This window comes from Microbulbifer sp. YPW16 (assembly GCF_021290385.1).
Taxonomy (GTDB): Bacteria; Pseudomonadota; Gammaproteobacteria; order Pseudomonadales; family Cellvibrionaceae; genus Microbulbifer; species Microbulbifer zhoushanensis.
On sequence record NZ_CP089928.1, the window covers coordinates 447,986 to 472,744 of the forward strand.

Below are 24,759 nucleotides of genomic sequence, written 5' to 3' on the forward strand. Positions count from 1 at the left end.
GTTCAGGTTCGACGCCTGGTGGCCTGGGCCAACCAGGATCAGGTTAGCGTCCCGGACGCTCGGGCTTGGCCGGCTTTTCCGGGCGCTCCGGCTTTTCCGGACGCTCGGGCTTGGTGGGCCGCTCCAGCTTGGCCGGGCGTTGCGCCTTGGCCATGCGGTCGACCTTATCCACCTTCGGGCCCGCAGTTTCCGGCTTCATGCCTTTTTCCATTGCGGTGGCCTTCTCGGCCCGCTTGTCCTGCCCGGTCATCTTGTCGGCCTTGGCAGTACCTGCGGTTTCCGGGCGATTGGAACGGATGCCGCTCATCACCTCACCCAGGTTGAAACCCATCGCCTTTGCAATCTGGCCCCAGCCCATACCCTCTTCGACACGCATGAACAGGATTTCATTGATGGCATCATCGGCAGTCATGCCGGTCTCACCCTCGAGCGCCTCAGCGGCAGAGGCCATGGCCATCTGCTCAGCCAGTGCCAGGGTGATCACCACATTGCCGTAACCCATACCGACAGTAGTGCCTTCGCCTTCAACTTCCTCGACATCATCGGTCTCGACCACATCTTCCGCGGCGTCACCCTCTACATCACCCTCGGCGTCTTCCGGCGGAACGTATGTGAGCTCGCCACTGCGCAGGCCATCGACGTAGCTCTGGGAATCCTCGCCGAGGAAATCGCCGAACATGCCGGCGATGCTGCCGGAAGGTACATCAGAAACTGACTCAACCACTTCAGTGTCAGTAGCATCGTTGTCCGGCATCTCATCCTGGGCCCATGCTGCGCCCGCGAGCATTGCCGACAGTACAGCGGGAAGTACTGCATTCTTATATGGGATCTTCATCGCTCGTTCTCCTGTGAGTACTATATTTTTGCCGGCACTTACTGGCCCGGGCGGTAACTGATTTGGACGCCAAATCCAAAATCGGGACTGCCTTCCGACAGCCCCTTGTAACCGTAGAGCATGCCGCTCCACTGTTCGCTCAGTTTCTGGTTCAGGTAACCGAAAAGTTCTGTGGAAGGATCACTGGTCTCAGTGGTTGCCTGCTGGTAATCGAGGGAAGCCCCGACGCTGGTGTTATTGCCGAGGCGATAGCCGCTACCCACGGAGGTGTACCAGACATCGTTGATCTCTGTTTCCGGCAGGTCACCCTTGATCTTTCGTGCAAGAGTGGCGAAGGGGGTAAAGTCACCGACCACGGTAAATACTTCCGCCTGCAGCGTGTAGTCCGGCTCACCGGTACCCAGCCCCTTTTCCTCATCGGCGGTCGGCACCTTGTACTTGCCTGACAGATCCACGAACCAGCGTTCCGCAATCGGGTCGAGGCTGTAGGTACCCGTCAACCACAGGTCGCCGAGCCCCGACTCCTTGACGGTTTCAACATCGGTAGTATCGGCACCACCACTATTGCCAGGGCCGAAGCCACCGCCATTTCCAGTGTTGCCATTGCCGCGGCCGACAACCACGCCACCGTCACCACCGGGCACTACACCACCCGGGCCCTCGATCTGCACGAAAGGCAGCGAGGCTTTGAAGGTCCAGCTGGCAGAGGGCTTGTAGCTCACGGTAAAAGGCGTGGACATGATGTCGGTATCGACCGAATCACCGTAGTCACCGCTGCTGATATCCGTACCAAGGGAATACTTCCACTCGGGCTCGGCCATCGCCTGACCGGCCGACATCGCGGTCACCGCGGCAATCGCCCCGCACAAGAATTTCCTGTTCGTATAACGCTTCATCAAACACACCACTACTTTATGTTTTATGCCCGCAAGCATGTCCTGACTGGTCAACACCGAGATCGGTCGCCCTGCTTATTTTTTGATCGACCGCACTGCTCGGAATTTAATCAAATATTAACAATTATTAACGGATCCGATTTGACAGGCATCACAATAAAAGTTCCCTGCCAGGCTGCACGGGAAAAGTGTGACGATGGTCCCACTCAAGCAGGGAGGCCTATCCTGCGAAGCCTGCAGGCGACCCTGTCCGCCTATTTTTTAACCGGTCCGTTCAGCCAGAACTTACCATTAACACGGCCGAACGTGATATTTGGTTCCCGCGAAATTACATCCCAGGAAAAAAAAAGCGCGCCGGAGTCGGCAGTGTTGTACACGCGCGCACCGGAAGCGCGGTAGCGTGCGACGACTTTGGGGTGAGGATGGCCGAAGTGGTGGCGAAAACCAGCACTGAATACGACATGCCGTGGACTGGCCCAATCGACAAAGCGCCGGGAGGAAGAAGAGCCCGAACCGTGGTGGGGAGCCACCAGCAGGTCAAACGGCCCGAGGGATGGATAGGTGTCAACCAGCCGCGACTCGACTCGCGCAGAGATATCCCCTGCCAGCAGGATCCGCAGGTCGCGCCAGTACAGGGCGACCACGCAACTGTGGTCGTTATCCTCACCGCTGACCGATGGATCCCCGGGCCAGAGCACTTCCGCCCAGGCCGCCCCTACATGGAAGGTGTCACCGGCCTGGCAGCGCGCCGCGGGCATGCCCGCTGCCTCGCCCAGCCGGGGGGCGAGCGTCCCCGGCGCCCGGACCTGTCCCGCCGGCACACTCGCCAACAGGTCCGCCAGGCCGCCGCTGTGGTCGCTGTCACCGTGACTGACCACCACCGTATCAAGCGACCCGATGCCCTCGCCCAGCAGGTATGGCGAGACAATTGCCGCACCGGCGTTCCAGCCGCTGCGGGAACGGGGCCCGGTGTCGTAAAGCAGGTGCGCCTGTCCCGTCCCCGCCAGCACCGCAAGGCCCTGCCCCACATCGAATACCGTCAACCGTAACCCCCGGGGCTCGCGCTGCTCCGGGAAGAGCAAAGGCGCGGCGAGCAGTATTGCGAACAGCCAACCGCAATGCCGGCCGGGAATCCCGTTTGGCAGTGCCAGCAACAGCAGGCAAACCGCGCACAGCGCCAGGCTCGCCGGGCCTCCCGCAAAACCCAGCGGTTGCCAGGCGCCCAGTGAACCCACCAGCCCCAGAAATTCCATCAACAGGTCCAGCTGCTGTCCCGCCAGCCCGATCAGCAGCGCGCCCGCCCCGCTCTCACCCAGTAAGGCGCCCAGCATCAACAGCGGCAGGATCACAATGCCGATCCATGGAACCGCAACCAGGTTGACGGCAAAGCCCGCGATACTGACGCCGGAAAAGAAGAGAAGCGAGGGCACCAACAAGAACAGTGTCACCACCCACTGGCCACGGGCCAGCCCCAGAGTCCCCCGCCACAGCTTTTGCGCCCACAGGCGTGTAACTCCCACCACCGTCCCGCCTGCCAGGTCGTTGCCGGCGCGGGATCGACTCCCGCTCCTGCCGCAGAAAGCCAGCAACAGGGCCCCTACCGCCACAAATGAAAGCCAGAAACCGGGACTGAACGCCGCCAGCGGTTGCAGCGTCAGCACCAGAGCCAGCGCTACCGCATAGGCGAGGCCGGCACTGGTCCGCCGCCCCCAGGCCAGTGCCAACATAAACACTGCCGTCATCACCATGGCCCGCTGTGCTGAGAGCGGGGCCCCGGCCAGCAGCGTATAGGCCAGGGAAGCCAGGATTGCCGCGCCACCCATGACCAATGGTGACAGCTGCCAACCCGCCCCTCCTGCTACCCGGCACAGCAATCCCGCCGCCAGGGCGAAGAAACCGGCCACCATGCCCACGTGCAGGCCGGATATCGCCACCAGGTGGGCAGTTCCGGTGACACGCAGCAACTGCTTATCCCTGTGGCGCAGGCCACTGCGGTCCCCCAGCAACAGTGCCTGCACCAGCTCCAGCCGTGGCGGGTCCTGGCGCGCAAGCCGGTCCCGCAGCGACTCCCGCATTACCTGGATCCCCGGTGCCCGGCCCAGGAAGCGGGGTGTTGCGTCCCGGGGCCGAACGTAGCCAGTGGCGTATATCCCCTGGCGCAGCAGCCAGCCCTCGTAATCGAAACTGTGGGGATTCACACTTCCCCTGGGGCGCTTGAGGCGCACGGGTAGCAGCCAGCGCGTTCCCGCTCTCAGTCTCGCGGCGAAATCCGGCGATGCCCGATACCAGGTGAGGCGCAGCTCCTGCCCTGGCATATTGCGGGTAATCCCGGCCATATCCGGGGCTCCCAGTACACGGGCGACGAACCGGACGTCCTGCGGCCCATCCACCGGATCGCGGCCAGCGGCGCGTTCGGGCAGCGAACTGATTTCAACAGGTAACAGGAAGTCGGAGCCATGGAGCTCCAGTGGCAGGCGGTCGTGCAGGGCCTGCTGGTTTGACCACAATGCCCAGCCCGACCCCAGGCAGGCCGCCAGCAGCAGCGGCAGGAGCTGTCGCAGGCCAGGGCGGGCCAGGCACAGCAGTGTCGCCAGCCCCCATACTCCAAGCCACGCCCCCAGCCATACCCACCAGCCCGGAAGCTGTGGCAGGTACCCGGTGCCTGCAATGCCGCAGGCATAGCACCACAACATTAATATCGTGGGGGCCTTGAATCCCCCGCACGGCCGGCCGCCGCCGGCCAATCTCCCCAGCATGGCAAATCCTTTTGCGACGCTCCTGTGACCGAGGCTCGGCTCTCCCCTGGCCGGGCTGCACCGGCAGGACCAGGGCTGGCCAAAAATCAGGCAAACCCAGCCCGGACACCTGTCATTAGTGTCACTGACGGCACCAATCAGTCACATTTCATTAAAAAAAATGACTTCTTTAACTTTTTTGTAATATTGCGCCCGCAGAATGCGCAGCAACTCGAGGGATGGCCGGCATTCGGACAAATAAACGGCCTACCCGGATTCCAATGAAAACTGTGCGAGACCACCGATGAAAAAGACCGCTATTTCCCTGGCTATGATCGCTGTGGCCCCTGCCCTGGCGAATGCCCAGGCAGAATCAGAAGCCCTGACACTCTACGGCAAGGCCAATGTCACTTTCCAGTCCGCGGATGAGGGCGATGGCTCCACCACCGGCCTGAAGAGCAACGCCTCCCGCCTGGGTGTCAAGGGCGAGCTGCCTTTCGACAATGGTCTGACCGGCATCTACAAGATGGAATACGAGACCGATGTCGACGGCGAGGCTGAAGAGATTTTCAAGCAGCGCAACATCTACGCCGGCCTCGAGGGCGGTTTCGGCCAGGTGATCGGCGGCAAGTTCGATACCCCGCTGAAGAAGGCGCAGAAGAAAGTCGACCTGTTCGGTGACCTGGAAGGTGACATCAAGAGTGTCATCACCAAGAGCGACAACCGCGAGGCCAACAACCTCCAGTACTCCACCCCTTCCTTCGGTGGTTTCAAGGCTACCGCGGCCTACATCAGCCACGGTGACGAGGAGCTGACCGACGGCGAAGGCGCACCGCTGCTGGACGAGAACGGCAACGTGATCACCCGCGATAACGGCACTTCCGTGTCTTTCGCCTACGACAATAACGGCATCTACGTGGCCTACGCCTTCGACCAGGACGTGGAAGCCAACGACTGGAACGTGCAGCGCCTGGTGAGCCAGTACAACATTGGCCCGGTGCAGGTGGGCGCCCTGTTCGAAGAGCAGGAAAAGCCCGACGGCAGCACCCAGGACGGCTGGATGACCTCCGCCGCCTACAAGATTAACGCCTGGACCATGAAGGCCCAGTACGGCCAGTCCGACATCGTTGTGGAAGATGCGGAAACCTACAGCGTGGGCCTGGACTACAAGATGTCCAGCGCTGCCAAGGTCTTCGCCTTCGTCACCGACGAGACCGCAGCCAACGACTACGAGCGCAGCTACTTCGGTGTGGGTACTGAACTGAAGTTCTGATATCAGGCTTCGGTAGACACAAAAGAGGCGGCCGCTGGGCCGCCTCTTTTATTTTGGGCGAACACAAGGTTCGCCCCTACGGCCACCCCACAGGCCATCAAGTGGATACGGAAACCCCTGCATACGCCTGCCGGCATCAGATCACGAACAAATCCATAAATTCATGTACCGGCAGCTGCCCCAGGGTTTGCCGATCACTGCAGAGCGCGAAAATTTCGCCGCAGCGCCTGGCGGGAAATCGCGTCGCCAGGCTGTCCCGGAATTTTTGTTCAAGCAGGGGAATCCCCTCTTCCCTGCGGCGGCGATGCCCCACCGGGTACTCCACTTCGATTTTATCCGTTGAACTCCCATCCCTGAAAAAAACCTGCACCGCATTGGCAATGGACCGCTTGTCCGGATCCAGGTAGTCGGCTGAGTAGCGCGGTTCCTCGATAACCTCCATTTTCTCCCGAAGCCGGTCTATCTCCGGGTGTGCGTTATGGAAACCATCTTCATAGTGCTCGGCCCGCAACTCCCCGAATATCAGTGGTACCGCTGTCATATATTGCAGGCAATGGTCTCGGTCCGCCGGGTTCGCCAGCGGTCCTTCCTTGGAAATAATACGGATGGCGGACTCGTGGGTGGTGATAACAACCCGGTCGACTTCATCGAGTCGCCCCCCGACCTGGGGGTGCAGGGTCACGGCCGCCTCGCAGGCGGTCTGGCTGTGGAACTCGGCGGGAAACGAGATCTTGAACAGGATGTTTTCCATCACATAGCTGCCATAGTCCCGCGGGAACCTGAATTGCCGCTCCCCCTCCGCCTTTACCTTCTGGTCCGCATTGGTCTTGCTGAATGACACATCGTAGAAGCCCCACTGCTTCGCGGTCAGCGCCCCCGGGATCCCCATCTCGCCGCGCATGCAGATATCGGCCAGCTGCACGCCGCGACTGCTGGCATCACCGGCAGCCCAGGACTTGCGCGAGCCGGCATTGGGGGCGTGGCGATAGGTACGCAGCGCACTGCCATCCACCCAGGCCTGCGACACCGCCGCCATCACCTGCTCGCGATCACCGCCCATCAAGCGCGCGGCCACTGCCGTGGAAGCCACCCGCACCAGCAGTACATGGTCCAGCCCCACGCGGTTGAAACTGTTTTCCAGTGCCAGCACACCCTGGATCTCATGGGCGCGGATCATTGCATCCAGCACATCGCGCACCCTGAACGGCTCCCTTCCCTGAGCCACATTCTGCCGGGACAGGTGGTCAGCTACCGCCAGGATCGCCCCCAGGTTATCCGACGGGTGGCCCCACTCCGCCGCCAGCCAGGTATCGTTGTAATCCAGCCAGCGGACAATACAGCCGATATCCCAGGCCGCCTTGACCGGGTCCAGGCTGAGTCGTGTTCCGGGAACCCGCGCCCCATGCGGCACCCGGGTACCGTCGACGACCGGCCCCAGCAGCTTGGTGCACTCGGGAAAGCCCAGCGCCAAGAGCCCACAGCCAATCGAGTCCATCAGGCAATAGCGCGCCGTATCCCAGGCTTCTTCCGACTCGATTTCGTAATCCAGCACATAGTCAGCGATATCCTGGATTACCTGGTCATACTCCGGACGAATATTCTGCTCCACATTGCTGGCCATTTCCGGCTCCCTCCAGCGTCTATTGGTTGGACTACTTGTGTCTTTGCATGCGCCCTGCAGCTTCGCCGATCTGCGCAGTTGTCGGCATATCCATTTAGCTTGTCGCGGTTTGATCTAGACTTGGTGTGGCCACGACCCCGGCCAATCCCCCAGCAGCGGAGGAAGCCCGATGACAATCAGCATAGCGAACCGGGCAAGGCTGGCATTCGCGATGGTGGTGCTGCTGGGCCTTGTGGCCTGGGCTGTCTGGTACTACCTGGCAGCGGGCCGGTTTACGACCTACCAGATTGTCACCGAGGATTCCGTGTCCGGGCTGATCACCGGTGCACCGGTGGAATTCCACGGGGTGGATGTGGGGAGGGTCACACAGGTCGAGCTGACCGGCCCCCACTCTGTTCGCATCCTGTTTGAGGCGGAGAATGACGCCCCCATTTCCCGGGCGACCGTCGCCACTATCACTGCCCGCGGACTCGCTACGCGGGGATTCACCGGCTACGTGTACGTCCTGCTGGAAAATACCGGAACAGGCCAGGGGCCACTTACCGCCGCCCCCGGCGACCGCTACCCGGAGATACCCACCGCGCCATCCCGGTTTGTGAGCCTGGATACCGCCATCAGCCAGGTCAACCAGAACGTACAGCAGCTGACCGACCTGCTCCATACCCTGCTGGACGAGAAAACCATTGCCTCGCTCCGCTCCGCCGCGCACGACCTGCAGCAGGTCAGCCATATGCTGGCGGAAAACCAGGAAAAGCTCGGCTCGCTCATCGCCAACACCGAACGGGCCAGCCGCCGGCTCGGGCCTCTGCTGGATTCCAGCACCGACACGGTCCAGGCCCTGCAGCAGGTGAGCCGTATGCTGGCCGGGCACCAGGAGAGACTCAGCACCATTATCACCAACACCGAGGCCGCCAGCGGCAGGCTGGGACCGCTGCTGGACTCGGGCAATGACTCGGTCAACGCACTCCAGCAGCAGGTGCTGCCCGAGGCGTACCGGACCATGACCGCCCTGGGCAGGCTGACCAATTCGATGGAGCGCCTGACGGTCAAGATCAATCGCGACCCGTCAATCCTGCTGCGCGGCAGCGCCCAGCCACCGCTTGGCCCGGGCGAAAGCGAATGAACGCAATCCGCTGCGTGCGCCACTGGGCCTGCGCCCGGGCCGGCATCCTGCTGGCGGCACTGTCCATGGCAGTACTTGCCGGCTGTTCGCTATTCTCCCCGGTAGAGGACGATATCCAGGTGGGCGTGATCGACCAGCTGCCGACCGAACTCCCCCGGCGGGAACCCCATGCCGCCACATTGATGGTGCTGCCGCCGGCCATCAACCCCGTCTACGACACCGTACGGATGGCCTACCGCCTCCGGCCACACCAGGTTGAGTACTTCAGCCGGCACGAATGGGGCGCGACACCAGCGCAGATGCTGCAGCCCCTGCTGGCCCGAACGCTGGAAAACACCCACTACTTCCATGCCGTACTCAGCCCGCCCTACTTCGGCCCCTACCACTATGCGCTGCGGACCGAGATCCTGGAGCTGACGCAGGACTTCACTTCCGAGCCGGCCACCCTGCAGCTGTCCCTGCGGCTGCAGCTGGTGGATGGCGACTCAAACCGGGTTATCGCCGAGCGGGCCATCTCACTGCGCGAACCCCTGCTGCAGCAGACCCCCTACGCCGGCATCGTGGCCGCCAACGAGGCCACCGCAAAAAGCCTGCGACAGGTCGCCTGGTTTGTAATCGGGGAGATGCCCTGAGTCAGGCCTGGTTGCCCGCCCCGGGCAGCATCTTTTTCAGGGTGTTGTCGCGGGAAAGGAAATGGTGCCTCAACGCCGCGCCCGCATGGATCACGATAAAGCCGATCAATGCATAGCCCAGCCATTTGTGAACCTCGATCAGTACCTGGAACCGGTACTCATTCTGGGCAATCAGGTCCGGCAGCCGGACGCCGAAGGCGTATACCGGAATGGCCGCGGCGGAAGACATCAACCAGCCGGTCACCGGCAGCGCGAACATCAAGGCGTAGAAGCAGAGGTGAACAAACCGCGCCGCCACCTTCTGCCAGTCCGGGAACTGCGTGGCCAGCGCCGGCAGCACATTGCCGAGGCGCCATGCCAGCCGCACCGCAGCCAGTCCGAGCGCCACCATGCCATATTCCTTATGCAACAGGACCAGCCCGATTTTCCTCTTGTCGAACCCGACATCCGGCAGGCCGCTCATATACAGGCCGAGGACGACCAGGCCAATGAGCAACACGGCCATCAGCCAGTGGAGTGCGATGGCGACGGTGCCGTAACGCTGTGGGGTGTTTTTAAGCACGGTCATCGATCACGTCGGTCAGGGCTGTCCACGCATGCTTCATTTCCTATAACGGATGACGGCGGAGATGACAGCGAAAGAGGTGCGGGAATAGAATGCTGGCGCGGTCAATCACCATCGGTACCGTAGTGCTCTGCCAGGTAATTCGTGATGCGCTCGAGTGTTTCCGGGGGGAGTTGCGGCATACCCTGGGTTTCGGTCATCCATTTCAGGGTGTCCTGCCAGGCCGCCTTGCTGAGCCGCTGTTGCTTGACGATCATCAGCGAATGGCAGGCGGAACAGAGCCCGTACACTTCCTCCCGGCCTTCACCGGGCGGGAGACCGCCGAACTCCTGCGCAGCGGGGGCGGTGTCCTGGGCCAGGGTTGTGCCGGGCAGCCCCACCGCGAGCGCCAGGAGCAGTCCAGCGCAGCTGCGCGCCATTCGGCCTCGCCTGTCCATTCGCTTTTTCCGGGCCACCGTTAAACCACCGTAACCGCCACGCGGTGATAGGAGTTGTTAAGGTAACCTTTGGGGTTCCAGGCAATGCCGAAGGGCTGGCTGACGCCATCGCTGTCGACGGCCCTGGCCCAGACCTCGTAATACCCCTGCTCCGGGAATTTCACCTTCGCGCGAAAGCGCTGCCAGGCAGCCTTGTTTGCGGGTGGAGACAGGTCTGCCTTCATCCAGGTTGCGCCGAAGTCGATGGACAGGTGTACCTCGGACACCTCGCGATCGCCGGCCCAGGCATGCCCGCGCACTTCCAGCTCGCGATTGTTGAGCTTTGTGCCGGTCTCAGGCGCGGTGATCAGGGACTTCACCGGCATGCGCTCGATGATCACGAAATCCTTTTCGTCCACTTTCTGGCCCGGTGCCACGGGATATTTGGGTATGCGATAGGCGGTGCCGGTCATCTTGGGGCCATCGTGTACCTGGTCGCGCACCTGGATGCGTGTCAGCCATTTTTGCGAACAGGAGCCGGGCCAGCCCGGGATCACCAGGCGCAGCGGGGCGCCGTTCATCGGGTGGATATCCTCGCCGTTCATGGCAAAGGCGATCAGGTTCTCCTCCCCCATGGCCTTCTTGATAGGCACACCACGAGAGAGCGGCAGCTTGCCGGGGATACCGGACAGGTGGGTGTCGGCGCCATAATGTGCCGTATAGACTGCACCGGGTTTAATGCCCGCCGCCTTGAGCACATCCGCCAGGCGCACGCCGGTCCAGGCCGAACAGGCGACGGCGCCATAGGTCCACTGGTTCCCCTTGGCCGGTGGCTTGAAAAAGGCCCGCCCGTTGCCGCCACATTCAATGGCCAGGTTTTGCGTAACCACTTCGAACTCTTTCTTCAGGTCGGCGATGGTCAGTTTCAGCGGCTTGTCGACAAGGCCGTCAATGGTCAGCTCCCAGCTGGCGGCGTCCACGTCAGTGGGTGGTGTGCCGTTATTCCTGATGAAGTGGCGGTTCTTCGGGGTCACCTCGTCGTCGAGCAGATGCGCTGGGGTTTCGGCATTGACCGGCCTGTCGTTCAACACGATCAGCCCATCCTTGCCTTTCAGCGTGAATGGCCTGGTTTCATCTGCCAGTGCGGCGGGGATCAGGCCCGATGGCATATTGCGGTGAAACGGAATCGCGCTTACCCCCAGGGCAGCCGCCATGGTCCCGAGCCCCAGGCCCCTGAGAAAGCCACGCCGGTCTGGATTCGGTTTACGGCCAAACACCGCTTCGTCCGCCCGCTCGGGATCATCACCATACAGCGCATGGAGCCCGACACTCCGGGGTTTGTCCTCCTCGCTCATCGCCCGCTTCCTCCAGACCCTACCTTCCTGAATGATCGGAAAGTATAGTCAGGCGTATTCGCTAAAAGGCGCCACCATCGCAGAAGATGGTTTAGCGTGGCAGGGTTTTAATGGTGTTGGCCAACTGTCAGAAAAATAGCTCTAAGGGATGCCTGGTGCCCCTTAGACCAGCCCTCACTTTACGCGCATCCGGGCCAGGCTTCCCGGATACCAACTGGCTTGTCAACGGTAACTTTTCCAACCACTGCGCCCCGTGAAACCCAGTCGGCACCTGGTGATGCCTGTCGGGTTTATTTATCGTCGAACAGGCCCGAGGTCGCAATCGGGCGCGCAAAGCGGTGGCCCGAGTGGTCGTCATTGCTGACATTGAAATAGACGATCACCAGATCCCGCGATGGCGATACGTAAAGGCCCTGGGTCATCAGGCCGCCTTTCCACATATCCCCGTCGGGCCAGATTACATCCCACTGGCGGCTGTTGGCGATAAAGTCATCCGAGCCGAGGTAATCGGCGAACACCGCGCCGTCAAACCCCGCCATGACAAACTCATGCGTGCGTACCTCGTTGCGAATACGATTGAGGATCTCGTCCGAAACGACCTGCTCGACGGCAACCTTGTCCCAGCTCGGCGTGTAGAGCATGCCGAAGCGGGCAAAGTCCCTCAGGTTGCTCGACACCAGCCCGTGCGCCGCTGCAATGCCGTCCGGCGTCAGGTGGATTTGCAACACGCCCTCGGCGCCAACCTTCGACCAGACACGACGATCGAAGAGCTGCGGCCAGCGCTCGCCTTCCACCTCCTCGGCCAGCAACACCAGCATTTGCGTCAGCCCCGAGGCATACTCGAATGCCAGGCCGGGCTTTTCTTTTTTCGGTGTACTTCTCAGTACGTCGCGCAGTTTCTCGACGCCCCTTGTTTTATTCGGAAAACCGAACTCGGCTTCATATACACGGCGGGCAATGTTGTCGGGGTCGAAGCGGGATTCAGACGTATCCTCAAGGTCCATGCCGGTGGCCATATCCAGCACATCCCCGGTGGTGACACCATCCCAGTCGGTGCCCTTGAAGTCGGTCAGGTACTTCGTGATCGGCGCGTCTTCATCGATTTTGCCCTCACTGATAAGTTGGTCAATAACCAGGCTGGCAGTCGGTTTGGCTGAAGACATCCAGAGGTGATAATCCGCGGGTCTCATCCGCGGATATTTCTCGTAGACGATATTGCCCTTATGAACCACAAGAAAGGCCTGGGCGGTATCGGACTGCTCCAGGAACTCGTCCAGGGTCAGCGGTCCTTCCAGCTCGCTTTCGGATGTCATTTCGGCTTTGATTTTGCCGACTTGCGGCATCGACTTGCTGCCAAGGGGCATCACACCCGGCCGCGAGGGGAGTATGGCCGTCGGCATGAATTCTGACGCGCGCATGTTGAAATAGGCGGAAGGATCGCCACCCCGGAACAGTTCGTTGTAATCGGCTTTGCGCGTCTGTTTTTCGAGCTCCAGCGGGAACCCATCGACGAACTCGTCGAGCGGCGTATTGTCCTGCGCCACGGCGACCGCAGCTGCCAGAACGAAAGCTGACGACACCAGTTTCCTTCCAGGCATGGCTTCACTCCTCCGGAGTATTTTTGTCGACAATGCCGCCATTCCTGACCCGGTCCCAGTGCTCATGGGGGTGAACGGCAAGGTGGGTACGCCCCACGAGGCCGGCCTGGCGGGAGCGGCCATGGCAAAAACTACTGGAGTTTAGCCCAGTGCCCGCCCCTACCGGTGGGCCAGCACGTACACGATCGCCGCGCACACGGCGACGGCCTGCGCGGAATTACATTGTCCGGGCGTGGCGCGGGGACTGTCGGCGTAGACCTCGGTGGTGGTCTTGTAGGGGGCGTTGGTGATGCTGGCGCACAGGCCCAGCTTTTTGAGCGGGTATTCGATCACGCCGCGCGCGACCACCGGCGAGCCGATGACCTCGTTGTTTGTCGTCGGCCGGGGCGATATGGGTGACCAGACGCAGGTTCAGAGCACTGAAGCTGGCGGCTGCTACTGCCGCTACAGCTTTACCTCGATATCGGCAATCACCGCATTGGCGGTGTTGCGCGCAGTTTCGGTATCGTCGGCCCGCGCCAGGGCGACACCCAGGCGGCGCTTGCCGGCAATTTCGGGTTTACCGAACAGGCGCAGCTGGGTATCGGGACGCGAGAGCGCGGCGCCCAGGTTGCCGAACTGCACCTGGGTGGAATCGCCCTCCACCAACAGCACCGATGAAGCGGAGGCGCAGTGCAGCTGGATATTGGGAATGGGCAGCCCGAGAATGGCCCGGGCATGCAGGGCAAACTCGGAGAGATCCTGCGAGATCAGGGTCACGAGGCCGGTGTCGTGCGGCCGTGGCGACACTTCACTGAAAATCACATCATCGCCTTTGACAAACAGCTCCACGCCAAACAGGCCGCGGCCACCGAGATTGTCGGTCACCGCTTTGGCAATCTCCTGCGCGCGGCCCAATGCCGCTGCCGACATCGCCTGCGGCTGCCACGACTCCTGGTAATCCCCATCCGCCTGGCGGTGGCCAATGGGCGCGCAGAAACTGGTGACAATATTCCCGTTGCCGTCATCGTGGCGAACGGTCAGCAGGGTGATTTCGTAATCGAAGTCGACAAAGCCCTCGACTATCACCTTGCCCTTGCCGGCGCGGCCACCCTCCTGTGCATAGGCCCAGGCTTCCTCAACCTGTGAGGCATCCCGCACCAGGCTCTGGCCCTTGCCCGATGAACTCATGATCGGTTTGACCAGGCAGGGAATGCCAATCTCGTCGACAGCGGCCTTGAATTCGGCCTCCCCGGCAGCAAAGCGATAGCGGGAGGTGGGCAGCCCAAGGGTTTCCGCCGCCAGCCGGCGGATACCTTCGCGGTTCATGGTCAACTGGGTGGCCCGCGCGGTGGGGATGATATTGACCCCCTCCCCTTCCAGCTCGGCCAGGGTGTCGGTGGCAATGGCCTCGATTTCCGGCACCACCAGGTGCGGCCCCTCCTGTTCGATCACGCCGCGCAGGGCATCGCCATCGAGCATATTGATCACATGGCTGCGGTCGGCGACCTGCATCGCCGGGGCATTCCCGTAGCGGTCCACCGCAATGACTTCGCAGCCGAGCCGCTGCAGCTCGATCACAACTTCCTTACCCAATTCCCCGGCGCCGCAGAGCAGGACGCGGGTAGCGGTAGAAGAGAACGGAGTGCCCAGGGTAGCCATAGAGTTTTTGCCTTATTGTGAATGTTGCGCGAGGAAGATCATCAGCATCAGCGGCCTACGATCCTTCCCAGGCCGGAGCGAGGCGCTCGGCCTCTTCTTCAAGCACGTCATCGATGACGTCCATCAGGTCCCCGACGTCGACGCTGGTCGTGTCTTGCTCGAAATATCCAGTAAGGGGACTGTCCGGGTGCAGTTCACCCGCCTCATAAAGGGCCCAGATTTCCTTGCCGTAATCGGTGGTCAATAGCTCCGGGGCAAAGCGGCCGAAATAGGCCCGCATATTGTTGACATCGCGCTCCAGCATCATGGCGGCGTTGTTGTTGCCGGCGGCATCCACCGCCTGGGGCAAATCGATGATGACCGGGCCGTCGCGGTCCAGCAGCACATTGAACTCGGAAAGGTCACCATGCACCAGGCCGGCACACAGCATGCGCACCACGTCGGCTATCACCTGGCCGTGGTAATCCCGGGCCTGCTCCGGGGTCAGCGTGACGTCATCCAGCCGCGGGGCGGCATAGCCCTCGTCGTCGGCTACCAGCTCCATCAGCAGCACACCGTCGACGAAGCCGTATGGTCGGGGGACGCGCACGCCGGCCGATGCCAGCCGATACAGGGCATCCACCTCGGCACTCAGCCAGGCCTGTTCCTGCTCCTTCTGGCCGTAGCGGGTCTTCTTCGACATCGCCCGGGCGCGGCGGCTGTTGCGCCCCTTGCGGCCTTCCTGGTACTGCACCGCCTGCTTGAAGCTGCGCTGCCTGGCCTCCTTGAAGACCTTGGCACAGCGCAAGCCGTCGCCGCAGCGCACCACATACACTTGTGCCTCCTTGCCGCTCATCAACTGGGCAATGACCTCCTTGATCATGCCGTCGTCGACCAGCGGTTGTAATCTCTTGGGTACTTTCATGCTTCTGCTCTGATCGTTGGCGGAGGCGGTCCGCTGGCCGGGTCGGGCCGCGCTCGGCCTGCAGCCGCCAACTCTCAGTCATATTACCGGTGCGCCAGCGCGTAGTCGATCGCCGCACACACCGCAACGGACTGGGTAGTATTGCGCTGCTCAGGCGTGGGACGGGGGCTGTGCGGGTAGACCTCCGTGGTGGTCTTGTAAGGGCGCTGGTGATACTGGCACACAGGCCCAGCTGCTTGAGCGGGTACTGGATGACACCCCGCGCGGCCACCGGCGAGCCGATGCCGGGGCGGAGTGGATCACCTTCTCCACCGCCGCGATCACCGCCTGCTGGAATTCGGGCTGCGGGTGCTCGCTGTCATCCACCAGGTAGAAGCCATCGGGAATCCCGCGGTTCGAGCGGCTTGCCGGCGCGGGCGGCCTGGTCCCGTTTATTTCTGGATGACTTGATCCTAATCAGGACGGGCGTTTTGTCTGACGGTACCGTTCATGCGGCGTTTCTCTTCAGCCACTGATTAACGAACAGCCATGAGGCATCAGGTGTTCGCGGTGACAATGTCCCTCGTGTTATGCACTGCCGTGAATAGTCGCGGAAAGACGACGGGACTACCCGGCATAAATCAATGACTTGATTGTAGGAGGTTTCGTGGACGCATTTCCCCACGAGTACAAAGTGGCCGCCAGTGCGGCAAGTGAAAGTGAAATCACCCTGACTGCTGAAGGGCTGGAGGCCCTCCCCTCTGCGGCACCGGCCCAGTTCGGCGGGCCCGGCGACCGCTGGTCACCAGAAGACCTTCTGGTAGCTTCCGTGGCGGACTGTTTCATTTTGACCTTCCGCGCCATTGCCAAGTTTTCCAAGCTTGAATGGACATCACTGGAATGCAGCGTCACCGGCATTCTGGATAAGGTCGAACGCACACCCTGCTTCACCGCTTTCGAGGTGAACGCCAGGTTGCAGGTACCAGAAGGCACCGATACAAATAAGGCGCACAAGCTGCTGGAAAAGTCTGAGGCGAGTTGCCTGGTGACAAATTCCCTCAAGTCCTCCATAACGCTGAATGCAGAGGTCACGGTTTCGTGACCTCCGGTATCACCCTCCGTTAGAGCGCGTCGCCGGCAACACGCACCTCGCCTTCTTACCGGTGTGCCAGCGCGTAGTCGATCGCCGCACAGACCGCGGCCGCCTGGGCGGCATTGCACTGCTCGGGCGTCGCGCGGGGGCTATCGGGGTAGACCTCGGTGGTGGTCTTGTAGGGGGCGTTGGTGACGCTGGCACACAGGCCCAGCTGCTTGAGCGGGTACTGGATAACGCCGCGCGCAACGGCCGGCGAGCCAATGAGGTTGCCGTCGGCATCCGCCGGGGCGATATGGGTGACCTTCTCCACCGCCGCAATCACCGTTTGCTGGAACTCCGGCTGCGGGTTCTCGCTGTCGTCCACCAGGTAGAAGCCATCGGGAATCCCGCCCGGCGTGAACGGCTTGCCATCGCGGGCCGCCAGTGCGGGGCGGAACTCGGATTCGTCGGTATCGGTGGTCTCGTGCAGATCGATGTGCATCAGCACACGGTCGCGGACCGGCGCCACCAGCCGCATCAGCGCCGCTGACTCCTGGGCGGGGCTGTTTTCGTAGAAGGAGCGGTTCGGGTCGATCGCCTGGGCGTTCCAGCGCTGGATATGCTCATAGCCCCAGGGGCTGACACAGGGCGCGACCAGCAGGTTGACGCGGTCCGCGTACTCCGCGGCATGCTGATCCACGAACTGCAGCGCACCGTGAACGCCACTGGTTTCGTAACCGTGCACACCGCCGGTCACCAGCACCACCGGCAGGTCATCGTTCCAGTCGCGGCTGCGGATTGCCATCAGCGGATACTTGTCGGCGCCGTATTCCAGAAGGCCGTACTCCTCCACCTCGAAACGCGGGCGCAGCTGCTCGATCTTGCTTAACACCTCAGACTCGTAGCTGCGCTGGCGGGCCTGGCGTGACAGCCACTCGGAGCGCTCCGCGTCGCCCCAGGGCGTGCCGGGGGTACCAATCGGGTAGGCTTCGGGGGTCGTGTTCATCGCGCTTGCTCTCCAGTGATGGTCGATACTGGCGGGGATTCTACACCCGCACAGCCACATCGTGGAGCCGGGCGACTCCGCGCAGCGAATGACGAACTTGGCGTGCCCAGTGGGCCGCTCGTGAAGTTCGGTGACAAAGGAGCACAGTCAGGTCGTTCAGATCAAGGCGAGAAAGCGCTGGAATAGCAGCGCTATTTCAAGCTTTCTCAACGCGGAGCTGGACGGTCTGGCGCAGCGAACTATTACCGAACTTTGCGTGCGGCCCACTACCTACATCCGTGGCAACCACATACCCATGGTCGCAGCAAAGATACCAACGGCCATAAAGGCGGTGAGCGGCACCAGCGTACTGACAAAGGCAATCTGAGTACCCTGCCCGGATTCGCGCTTCTGGCAATGGAAATACCACTGCAGCATGGCCAGGGGAAGCAGGTACTGGCCAACGCCCAGGGCGTACAGGAAGGGGCCGGTGAAGGAGTCCCAGTCGACTCCCCACCCACCGGTCAGCATTGCCCACCCCATCAGGGCCACACGAAAGAACCATACCGCGCTGGCAGCCATAAACAGGCGCAGGGCCCAGCGCCGGTGCCCGGCAAAGCGGCCGGCCACGGCGTTGCGTACCGCCAGGAACGCAAACACCAGGATCAGTATGCCGTCGATGGAGATGGTGACCTGGGACACCAGGTCGCCAATGGTGTGACGGGTCCAGGTCATGTACAGCCCGCCGACACTGCTGATGACGGCCGCCAGCAGGTAGCTGCGCCCCAGCCAACGATGGAATGTGGGTGCGTGCCGGCGCACGGCAGGCACCAGCTGCAGGGGACCGCCGCCGATCACTATCGCGGCCAGCAGGACGTGGGCCACCGCAGCGATGTTGCCCAATGTATCCCCCTCGCGAAAACCCGCGGGCAAGTGCAGCCCCTGCAGGCCGTGAAGCCCGGACTGGGCAATGGGCGGGTAGAACACGGCGAGGATGTAGGCCAGGAATATCCCGTGGCCAATCGCCGCTATGCAAAACCACGTCTTTACCGATAGATTGACGGCCCGCCGGGCATCGAATTGGCGCAGCAGTGTGGGGCTGAGTACAGCGTTGTTCATCGTTGTTCTCCATGCATTGATAAAGCGGGACGCACGACATACTTTTCTCCCGTGTGGTCCTCGCAGGCCTGGACTGAATGTGCCTGCCGGACATGGTCGGCCTTTTATAACCCCTGCACATCCGCCACAGGCAGGAATCTGGCCTCCCCCAAAAGGGGGAGTCCCCCCTGCTGTGCCCTCACCCACAAGGCCCATGACAGCCTGCCGGGCCTGGTTTAGCATGCGGAAATGAAATCGCCGTCTCCCACCACGCAGGCATCGCATTCAGCTGATGGCAGCCCCGAATTGGCCAGCCCCCAGTTAATGAGGCAAGAGTTAGCGAGGCAAGAGTTACCCAGGCTCCCGGTCTGGCAGCCCATCCGCGGGCCATTCGAGCGCTGGCCGCAGCTGACCGACCTGCTGATCGTCCTGTTCGCCTTTTTGCTGACGCTGCTGATGTGGTCGCGGGATGACACACACCAGGTGCTGGCCCTGCAAAGCATTTGGGATGTCGCCGCTTTCCAGTGCGCCTTCATCGGCTGTTTCGCCCTGCTGTGGCGCCGCACCCACCCCTGGCAGGTGCAGGCCGTTATTCTCGGGGCCACGCTGGTGCTGGAGCTGGGTTTGCCGGCCGAGGGCATCGTTGCCCTGGCGTTTTCTCTCTACAGCCTTGGGCGCTATGAGGCCAACACCCGGGCCAGCTGGATCGCGATGCTGGCGACGCTGGCTTTTGTGTTGATCGACGAGAGGGTGCTGGCCAGGCCCACGGCCGGGGGCACCGTGGCGGTGATGCTGGCGTGGGCACTGTGGTATACCGGCCGCCGGTTGCGCTTTCGCGGCGAGTACCTGCGCTTGATGGAAGAGCGAGCCCGGTACCTGGAACGGGAGCGCAACGCGGAGTCCGAGCGGGCTGTCGCGGCCGAGCGCACCCGGATCGCCCGCGAGATGCACGACGTGGTGGCCCACCAGGTGAGCCTGATGACGGTCCAGGCCGGCGCCGCCCGGACCATCGGCCGCAACAACCCGGAGGCGGCCAGTGAGGCCATGGCCTCGGTGGAAGCTGCTGGTCGCCAGGCGCTGACGGAGATGCGCCACCTGCTCGGCGTACTGCGCCCGGCCAGTGATGCCGCCGCCCTCGCCCCGCAGCCAGGACTGGCGGACCTGCCCGCCCTGATCGACAAGGTCCGGGAGGTGGTGGCCAGGGTGGACTACGCCTCTCACGGCGAGCTCGACGATGTGCCTGCCAGGGTCGCCCTTGCCGCCTACCGGATCGTGCAGGAATCACTGACCAACGTCATCAAGCATGTGGGTGCCGGGGCCAGCGTCCGTGTCAGCGTGAACGCCGAAGCGGACCATCTCGCGATCTGTGTGCGCGATGACGGCCAGGGCCCAGGTGAGACAGACGCGCGGCGCTCTCACGAGCAAAGTGGAGAGCAAGCCGGCGGTGGGCACGGCATTGCCGGCATGCGCGAACGCGCGGAACTGCTCGGCGGCTGGCTCAATGCCGGCCCCGCCGAAGGCGGTGGCTTTGAAGTGACCGCACAACTGCCCACCATGGAGAGGGGGAATTAATGATACGAGTGATGGTGGTGGACGACCAGGCGCTGGTGCGTCGCGGCTTTGCCCTGGTGCTGGATAACGAGCCCGATATTGAGGTGGTGGCCGAGGCCGGCACCGGCATCGAGGCAATAGAAGCCGCACGGCAGCATCAACCGGATATCATCCTGATGGATATCCGCATGCCCGAGATGGACGGGCTGGAAGCCACCGCGCAGATCTTAAAAGCCGGGGAGGCAGCCGAAGCCAGTGACACCCCCTGCCGGGTCATCATCCTGACCACCTTCGATCCCGATGAGTATGTGTTCCGTGCGCTACAGGCAGGCGCCAGTGGTTTTGTGCTGAAGGACATTCCGCCGGAATCGCTGGTGGAAGCGGTGCGCACCGTTGCCGATGGCGGTGCCATGCTCGCGCCCGGTATCACCCGCCGCCTGATCAGCCAGTTCGCGCAGAAGATGGGCACCGGCCGCAACCTGGCCGAACGCCTGGAGCGCCTGACCACGCGGGAGCGCGAGGTGCTGGCCGCGATCGCCCATGGCAAGAGCAATGCCGAGATCGCCGAAACCCTGTTTATTGGCCCGGCCACCGTCAAGACCCACGTATCCAGCGTGCTCTCCAAGCTGGGCTTGCGCGACCGGGCCCAGGCCGTGGTGTTCGCCTACGAATGCGGGCTGGCCACCGCCGGAGGGCGCGATGTCGGATTCTGATTCAAGACAAGATCTGCAGCGCAATTCCCTGTATAGCCTCGCGGCCGTCGGTGCGGTGCTGCTGGGTGCCCTGCTCACCCTGGGCGCCTACGGCCATTTTGCCGCTGTCTGGGGGCAGATGATAAGTGAGGATACTGCCCTGCCCCGTCGCCTGCTGCTGATGTTGCCCGGGGTGACGCTCGCCGGTGCCGCCGTGTTGAACATCCTGCTCAGCAAGCCGCTCTGGCAAGCCCGCGGCTACGCACTTACCGCCACCCTGGTGGGCAACCTGGTTGCTACAGCTTATCTCGTCTACCTGCTTGTAAGAGGCGTACCGGGCCACCCCATTGGAATCTTTCTGGCCCTGGAAATGTCGCTTGTCATCCTGCTGGTGAGTATACGGGCGGGGCTGGTGTGGCCAGCGCTAGCTGATGCCAATATAGAAAAGTCATAGAGCACCAGTATTTTTCCCTGACCCCTACATTCTGATGCTCAATCGGTCACGCCAAACAGGCCCAGCTGGTCATCCACCAGGCTGTCAAAATCCAGTTCTATGAATGGCAATATGGCATCGGCCACCGGCTTGAGCTGCCGGTCGATATAGTGCTGGTAATCGATCGGTGACTGGCGGTAATCCACCGGCTCCGGGCCATTGAGGGTGATCACGTAACGGATCCAGCCCTTCTTCTGGTAGCGGGGTGGCAGCCCCTGCTGGCGGCGGTGTTCATCGGCCATGCGCGCCGCACGTACATGGGGCGGCACGTTTTTTACGTATTGCTCCAGCTTGCGCCTGAGCCGCTTGCGGTACACCAGCTGCTCGTCCATGTTTCCGGCCCGGGTTTTCTCCACCGTCTCGCGGATATAGTCGGACGGGTCCTCGCCGTGAAACACCATCCCGTAGAGCTGGGTCTGGAACTGCTTGGCCAGGGGCGTCCAGTCGCTGCGCACGGTTTCCAGGCCCTTGAATACCAGCTTTTCCTCACCCCCGTTCACCACCAGGCCCGCATAGCGCTTCTTGGAGCCGGCCTCCGAGCCGCGAATGGTGGGCATCAAAAAGCGCTGGTAGTGGGTTTCAAATTCCAGCTCCAAATCACACTCCAGCGCCAGCTCTTCCTTGAGCTTGTGCCGCCAGCGCGTGTTGATCTCGCTGGCCAGGCGCTTGCCGATCGCATCTGCCTCATCAACGCTGGGCTGGCCGCTCAGCCAGACAAACGTGGAATCGGTGTCGCCGTAGATGACCTGGTGGCCCAGCTCCTCGATCCAGCGGGCCGTCTGCTGCATGATCTCGTGACCGCGCAGGGTGATGGAGCTGGCCAGGCGCGTGTCGTAGAAACGGCAGCCCCCACTTCCTAGTACCCCGTAGAAGGAGTTCATGATGATCTTGATGGCCTGAGAGCGGGCGGCATCCTGCTCCTGCTTGGCGATGTCCCGCTGGGCCCAGAGGTTGGTAATGATGTCCGGCAGGAAATGCTTGTCACGAGAAAAGCGCGCGCCGCGAAAGCCGGGGATGCTGTTTTCATCCACCCGGTCATCCGCCGCGCCCTCTTCCGATTCCTCTTCCGCTCCCTCTTCCAAACCCTCGCCCGCCGCTTCAGCCAATCCCTCAATCAAGCCCATGGGGTCGATCTTGAAGGTGCGGATTATGCTGGGATACAGGCTCTTGAAATCCAGCACCAGCACGTTGTCGTACAGGCCCGGTCGGGAGTCCATCACATAGCCGCCCGGGCTGGCCAGGCCGCCGTCGGCCGGCAGGTTGGGCGCCACATAGCGGCTGCGGTGTAGCCTGGGCAGGTAGAGGTTGGTAAAGGCCGCTACCGAGCCGCCGCTGCGGTCGAGCTCCAGGCCGGTGAGCTGGGCCCGCAGGCGCAGGTAATCCAGCAAGCGGGTGTGCTGAAATATGTCCCAGACCAGGCGGCAGTCTTCCAGGTTGTACGCGGCCAGCTTGGGTTTGTTATGGCGAAAGTCGTGTTCAATCGCCGCCAGGCGGTTGTCCACGTCTTCGGTGTCCTTGCCCCTGCCCAGCAGGGTCTGGGCCACGAACTCCAGGCTGAAGCTTTCAAAGTTGTAGGTGGCATTCTTCAGTCCGTCGATGCCGTCCAGCACCACCCGGCCCGGGAGCGTAACGAAGCCCTGGCTGCCTTCCCGGCCATCCCGCCAGCGGGCATCTGTGCCACCGCGCCCCAGCTTCAGGCGCAGGCCATAGCGCCCGGCCCTCTTCAGCAACAGCCGAAAATCAAAGTCCACCACGGCCCAGCCGATGATGATGTCCGGGTCCAGGTATTGGATCCTGGCCTCCAGGGCCTCGAGCAGGGCCCGTTCGTCATCCACCCAGTGGATGGCGGTGTCGGCGCTCTGTGGTTGGGCCTCCGTTAAGCCCACCATCAGCACCTCTTCCACGCCATGACCATAGAGACCGATGGAATACAGCTCACCCTGGCCGGAGCACTCCACGTCCAGGGAAACCACCTTGAAATCCGGCTGCATCTCGGCGCCCTTGAGGCGCACCTGGCGATATTCCGTATAGCCGTCCCTGGCCTGGGCCACACCTTCAAAGTAGAGGCCACCGCGGGCAAAGCGCTCCATCAGGTAACGGTCGTGGAGACGAAAGTCCGCTTCAAACACCTCAATGCCGCGATTTTGCAACAGCGTCTGGGCCCGGCGGTGGGCGTCGATGGTGGGGAAATACAGCATGGCCGCTTCCTCGCGGCCAAAGGTCTGGAAGCCCAGCTGCTGCCAATCGCTGGGCACGCCGGCCAGCGCCTCTGTCACCTGGGCCCGGTCCGCCACCTTCACCATAAAGACCGGGCGCTCTCCTTCAATGACCAGCTTGACCGGGCCCTCTAGCGTGGCCAGCCAGTAGTGGATGCAGGTACTGCCGCGCTGGTCAAAGCTGTGGCGGCTGAGGAGAAATCCTTGAGGCAAGAGGCGGTTCCGGGTTAAGGCTTCGGTTGAGGCTTTTCTTGGTGATGGGCGCCATTCTACTGGATAAATACACAGATATCAGCAATCGCCAGAGATAGACGAAAGGGCTCTGGCGACCTACCTAAGCCGAATGGAGAGAGGAAAAACGCACCGAACGCAAAGTTATCCACAGAACCCAGGAGGCAACAGTCAGGTGACCGGATGGCCGTCCCAGTTTGTTTTTAGAGGCACATTGGACGAGTGCCAACGGCTAACGTAGCTCTGGATATCACTCAAATCGGATTCAACCAATTTCTCCAATTTGGACAATCTCTTAGACAATCCCTTCCTGGTTAAATATCCGCCAATTTTGTGTTGAGGCATGCCAGCTAATATTAGACCTCTAGGTGGGGCCAGCCTGGTTCTGGTTCGACTGTTTGGAGGCAGTTGAAACTGTAATCCATCAATGCCTGAGAGGCTTTCTATAGTTTGGCATTTCGGCGACAAGCTAAAGATATTTAAGTGCTCCTGAATCCAATTGTCTCCAAGGCATATATCGACTTCAATTATTTGGAGTTCCGATTTATTCGTAAGGCGACAAAGCTCGTAGCTATATCCTCCAATATCATCCTTGCCAAACCAGGCGTTTGAAAAAGGTGATTTACAGAACCCTTGTTTTTCTAGTGCAGGAAGGCCCTTTTCAAGAAATATCCTATTCCTCTCCTCCTTCAACTCCTTTTGAGAAACGCTATAAAATAAGCTCACGCAACCTCTCCTCTGCGCTTAAAGCTATACTCAGCCCGCTCGTCAGCAATCGGCTGCAGCTTCTTGTATGGTGAAATCCCCCAAAAATTCGGTAAGGTGAGGCCCGTAACTTGCCACGA

Annotated in this window: 22 protein-coding genes; 7 read left to right on the forward strand and 15 right to left on the reverse strand. The window is 61.9% G+C overall.

The window, feature by feature from the left end:
* Positions 1-43 precede the first annotated feature (43 nt).
* The 3 genes from LVE68_RS01955 to LVE68_RS01965 form a co-directional block, all read right to left on the reverse strand.
* Positions 44-835 (reverse strand): hypothetical protein, encoded by a 792-nt coding sequence (locus LVE68_RS01955; RefSeq protein ID WP_232942667.1) that lies wholly within the window; start codon positions 833-835, stop codon positions 44-46.
* 38 nt (positions 836-873) lie between these two features.
* Positions 874-1,731, reverse strand: a complete 858-nt coding sequence (locus tag LVE68_RS01960) for a hypothetical protein (RefSeq protein WP_232942669.1) — start codon at positions 1,729-1,731, stop codon at positions 874-876.
* A gap of 254 nt (positions 1,732-1,985) precedes the next feature.
* A complete protein-coding gene (locus LVE68_RS01965) occupies positions 1,986-4,487 on the reverse strand; it encodes a DNA internalization-related competence protein ComEC/Rec2 (RefSeq protein ID WP_232942671.1) in 2,502 nt (833 codons plus the stop codon).
* Between the two features lie 283 nt (positions 4,488-4,770).
* Between LVE68_RS01965 and LVE68_RS01970 the strand changes: the two genes are divergently transcribed.
* On the forward strand, positions 4,771-5,739 hold the full coding sequence (locus tag LVE68_RS01970; RefSeq protein ID WP_232942673.1) for a porin: 969 nt from the start codon (positions 4,771-4,773) through the stop codon (positions 5,737-5,739).
* Positions 5,740-5,875: 136 nt separating this feature from the next.
* Here LVE68_RS01970 and LVE68_RS01975 read toward each other — a convergent pair whose 3' ends face one another.
* On the reverse strand, positions 5,876-7,360 hold the full coding sequence (locus LVE68_RS01975; RefSeq protein ID WP_232942675.1) for a bifunctional 2-methylcitrate dehydratase/aconitate hydratase: 1,485 nt from the start codon (positions 7,358-7,360) through the stop codon (positions 5,876-5,878).
* 169 nt (positions 7,361-7,529) lie between these two features.
* On the opposite strand from LVE68_RS01975, the gene LVE68_RS01980 reads away from it, so the two are divergent.
* Together LVE68_RS01980 and LVE68_RS01985 are read left to right on the forward strand one after the other, a co-directional pair.
* Positions 7,530-8,483, forward strand: coding sequence for an MlaD family protein (locus LVE68_RS01980; protein ID WP_232942677.1), 954 nt, complete (start codon positions 7,530-7,532; stop codon positions 8,481-8,483).
* On the forward strand, positions 8,480-9,115 hold the full coding sequence (locus tag LVE68_RS01985; RefSeq protein WP_232942679.1) for an ABC-type transport auxiliary lipoprotein family protein: 636 nt from the start codon (positions 8,480-8,482) through the stop codon (positions 9,113-9,115). The genes LVE68_RS01980 and LVE68_RS01985 overlap by 4 nt, the downstream gene beginning before the upstream one ends.
* A 1-nt stretch (position 9,116) precedes the next feature.
* Here LVE68_RS01985 and LVE68_RS01990 read toward each other — a convergent pair whose 3' ends face one another.
* The 7 genes from LVE68_RS01990 to LVE68_RS02020 form a co-directional block, all read right to left on the reverse strand.
* A complete protein-coding gene (locus LVE68_RS01990) occupies positions 9,117-9,683 on the reverse strand; it encodes a cytochrome b (RefSeq protein WP_232942681.1) in 567 nt (188 codons plus the stop codon).
* 101 nt (positions 9,684-9,784) lie between these two features.
* The gene (locus tag LVE68_RS01995; protein WP_232942683.1) at positions 9,785-10,099 is read right to left on the reverse strand and encodes a hypothetical protein; all 315 of its coding nucleotides are present in this window, start codon (positions 10,097-10,099) and stop codon (positions 9,785-9,787) included.
* Positions 10,100-10,137: 38 nt separating this feature from the next.
* Positions 10,138-11,451, reverse strand: a complete 1,314-nt coding sequence (locus LVE68_RS02000; protein ID WP_232942685.1) for a sulfite oxidase — start codon at positions 11,449-11,451, stop codon at positions 10,138-10,140.
* A 290-nt stretch (positions 11,452-11,741) separates the two neighbouring features.
* Entirely contained in the window at positions 11,742-13,049 is a 1,308-nt protein-coding gene (locus LVE68_RS02005; protein ID WP_232942687.1) for a serine hydrolase domain-containing protein, read from the reverse strand.
* 159 nt (positions 13,050-13,208) lie between these two features.
* A complete protein-coding gene (locus LVE68_RS02010) occupies positions 13,209-13,382 on the reverse strand; it encodes a hypothetical protein (RefSeq protein ID WP_232942689.1) in 174 nt (57 codons plus the stop codon).
* 111 nt (positions 13,383-13,493) lie between these two features.
* Positions 13,494-14,690 (reverse strand): formate-dependent phosphoribosylglycinamide formyltransferase, encoded by a 1,197-nt coding sequence (gene purT, locus LVE68_RS02015; RefSeq protein ID WP_232942691.1) that lies wholly within the window; start codon positions 14,688-14,690, stop codon positions 13,494-13,496.
* 55 nt (positions 14,691-14,745) lie between these two features.
* Positions 14,746-15,594 (reverse strand): PA4780 family RIO1-like protein kinase, encoded by an 849-nt coding sequence (locus LVE68_RS02020; protein ID WP_232942693.1) that lies wholly within the window; start codon positions 15,592-15,594, stop codon positions 14,746-14,748.
* A 646-nt stretch (positions 15,595-16,240) separates the two neighbouring features.
* Here LVE68_RS02020 and LVE68_RS02025 point away from each other — a divergent pair.
* Entirely contained in the window at positions 16,241-16,675 is a 435-nt protein-coding gene (locus tag LVE68_RS02025; protein ID WP_232942695.1) for an OsmC family protein, read from the forward strand.
* A 55-nt stretch (positions 16,676-16,730) separates the two neighbouring features.
* Here the strand turns inward: LVE68_RS02025 and LVE68_RS02030 are convergent, their stop codons facing one another.
* Both LVE68_RS02030 and LVE68_RS02035 read right to left on the reverse strand, forming a co-directional pair.
* Positions 16,731-17,654 carry a M14 family metallopeptidase gene (locus LVE68_RS02030; RefSeq protein WP_232942697.1) on the reverse strand — a complete coding sequence of 308 codons (924 nt, stop codon included), beginning with the start codon at positions 17,652-17,654 and terminating at the stop codon, positions 16,731-16,733.
* Between the two features lie 270 nt (positions 17,655-17,924).
* Positions 17,925-18,752, reverse strand: a complete 828-nt coding sequence (locus LVE68_RS02035) for a DUF2306 domain-containing protein (protein ID WP_232942699.1) — start codon at positions 18,750-18,752, stop codon at positions 17,925-17,927.
* Between the two features lie 303 nt (positions 18,753-19,055).
* Between LVE68_RS02035 and LVE68_RS02040 the strand changes: the two genes are divergently transcribed.
* From LVE68_RS02040 to LVE68_RS02050, 3 genes are read left to right on the forward strand one after another with little or no spacing between them, the layout of a single operon-like run.
* Entirely contained in the window at positions 19,056-20,303 is a 1,248-nt protein-coding gene (locus tag LVE68_RS02040) for a sensor histidine kinase (RefSeq protein ID WP_232942701.1), read from the forward strand.
* Positions 20,303-20,995, forward strand: a complete 693-nt coding sequence (locus LVE68_RS02045) for a response regulator (protein ID WP_232942703.1) — start codon at positions 20,303-20,305, stop codon at positions 20,993-20,995. The genes LVE68_RS02040 and LVE68_RS02045 overlap by 1 nt, the downstream gene beginning before the upstream one ends.
* On the forward strand, positions 20,982-21,428 hold the full coding sequence (locus LVE68_RS02050) for a hypothetical protein (protein ID WP_232942705.1): 447 nt from the start codon (positions 20,982-20,984) through the stop codon (positions 21,426-21,428). The genes LVE68_RS02045 and LVE68_RS02050 overlap by 14 nt, the downstream gene beginning before the upstream one ends.
* A gap of 38 nt (positions 21,429-21,466) precedes the next feature.
* Here LVE68_RS02050 and LVE68_RS02055 read toward each other — a convergent pair whose 3' ends face one another.
* Positions 21,467-23,896 (reverse strand): DNA polymerase II, encoded by a 2,430-nt coding sequence (locus tag LVE68_RS02055; RefSeq protein ID WP_232942707.1) that lies wholly within the window; start codon positions 23,894-23,896, stop codon positions 21,467-21,469.
* 189 nt (positions 23,897-24,085) lie between these two features.
* Positions 24,086-24,640, reverse strand: coding sequence for a hypothetical protein (locus LVE68_RS02060; protein ID WP_232942709.1), 555 nt, complete (start codon positions 24,638-24,640; stop codon positions 24,086-24,088).
* Between the last annotated feature and the right edge of the window lie 119 nt (positions 24,641-24,759).

Bases quoted from the DNA above. Each gene is read 5' to 3' on its own strand.
- LVE68_RS01955 (WP_232942667.1), bottom strand. From the start codon at position 835: ATGAAGATCCCATATAAGAATGCAGTACTTCCCGCTGTACTGTCGGCA.
- LVE68_RS01960 (WP_232942669.1), bottom strand. From the start codon at position 1,731: ATGAAGCGTTATACGAACAGGAAATTCTTGTGCGGGGCGATTGCCGCG.
- LVE68_RS01965 (WP_232942671.1), bottom strand. From the start codon at position 4,487: ATGCTGGGGAGATTGGCCGGCGGCGGCCGGCCGTGCGGGGGATTCAAG.
- LVE68_RS01970 (WP_232942673.1), top strand. From the start codon at position 4,771: ATGAAAAAGACCGCTATTTCCCTGGCTATGATCGCTGTGGCCCCTGCC.
- LVE68_RS01975 (WP_232942675.1), bottom strand. From the start codon at position 7,360: ATGGCCAGCAATGTGGAGCAGAATATTCGTCCGGAGTATGACCAGGTA.
- LVE68_RS01980 (WP_232942677.1), top strand. From the start codon at position 7,530: ATGACAATCAGCATAGCGAACCGGGCAAGGCTGGCATTCGCGATGGTG.
- LVE68_RS01985 (WP_232942679.1), top strand. From the start codon at position 8,480: ATGAACGCAATCCGCTGCGTGCGCCACTGGGCCTGCGCCCGGGCCGGC.
- LVE68_RS01990 (WP_232942681.1), bottom strand. From the start codon at position 9,683: ATGACCGTGCTTAAAAACACCCCACAGCGTTACGGCACCGTCGCCATC.
- LVE68_RS01995 (WP_232942683.1), bottom strand. From the start codon at position 10,099: ATGGCGCGCAGCTGCGCTGGACTGCTCCTGGCGCTCGCGGTGGGGCTG.
- LVE68_RS02000 (WP_232942685.1), bottom strand. From the start codon at position 11,451: ATGAGCGAGGAGGACAAACCCCGGAGTGTCGGGCTCCATGCGCTGTAT.
- LVE68_RS02005 (WP_232942687.1), bottom strand. From the start codon at position 13,049: ATGCCTGGAAGGAAACTGGTGTCGTCAGCTTTCGTTCTGGCAGCTGCG.
- purT (WP_232942691.1), bottom strand. From the start codon at position 14,690: ATGGCTACCCTGGGCACTCCGTTCTCTTCTACCGCTACCCGCGTCCTG.
- LVE68_RS02020 (WP_232942693.1), bottom strand. From the start codon at position 15,594: ATGAAAGTACCCAAGAGATTACAACCGCTGGTCGACGACGGCATGATC.
- LVE68_RS02030 (WP_232942697.1), bottom strand. From the start codon at position 17,654: ATGAACACGACCCCCGAAGCCTACCCGATTGGTACCCCCGGCACGCCC.
- LVE68_RS02035 (WP_232942699.1), bottom strand. From the start codon at position 18,752: ATGAACAACGCTGTACTCAGCCCCACACTGCTGCGCCAATTCGATGCC.
- LVE68_RS02040 (WP_232942701.1), top strand. From the start codon at position 19,056: ATGAGGCAAGAGTTAGCGAGGCAAGAGTTACCCAGGCTCCCGGTCTGG.
- LVE68_RS02045 (WP_232942703.1), top strand. From the start codon at position 20,303: ATGATACGAGTGATGGTGGTGGACGACCAGGCGCTGGTGCGTCGCGGC.
- LVE68_RS02050 (WP_232942705.1), top strand. From the start codon at position 20,982: ATGTCGGATTCTGATTCAAGACAAGATCTGCAGCGCAATTCCCTGTAT.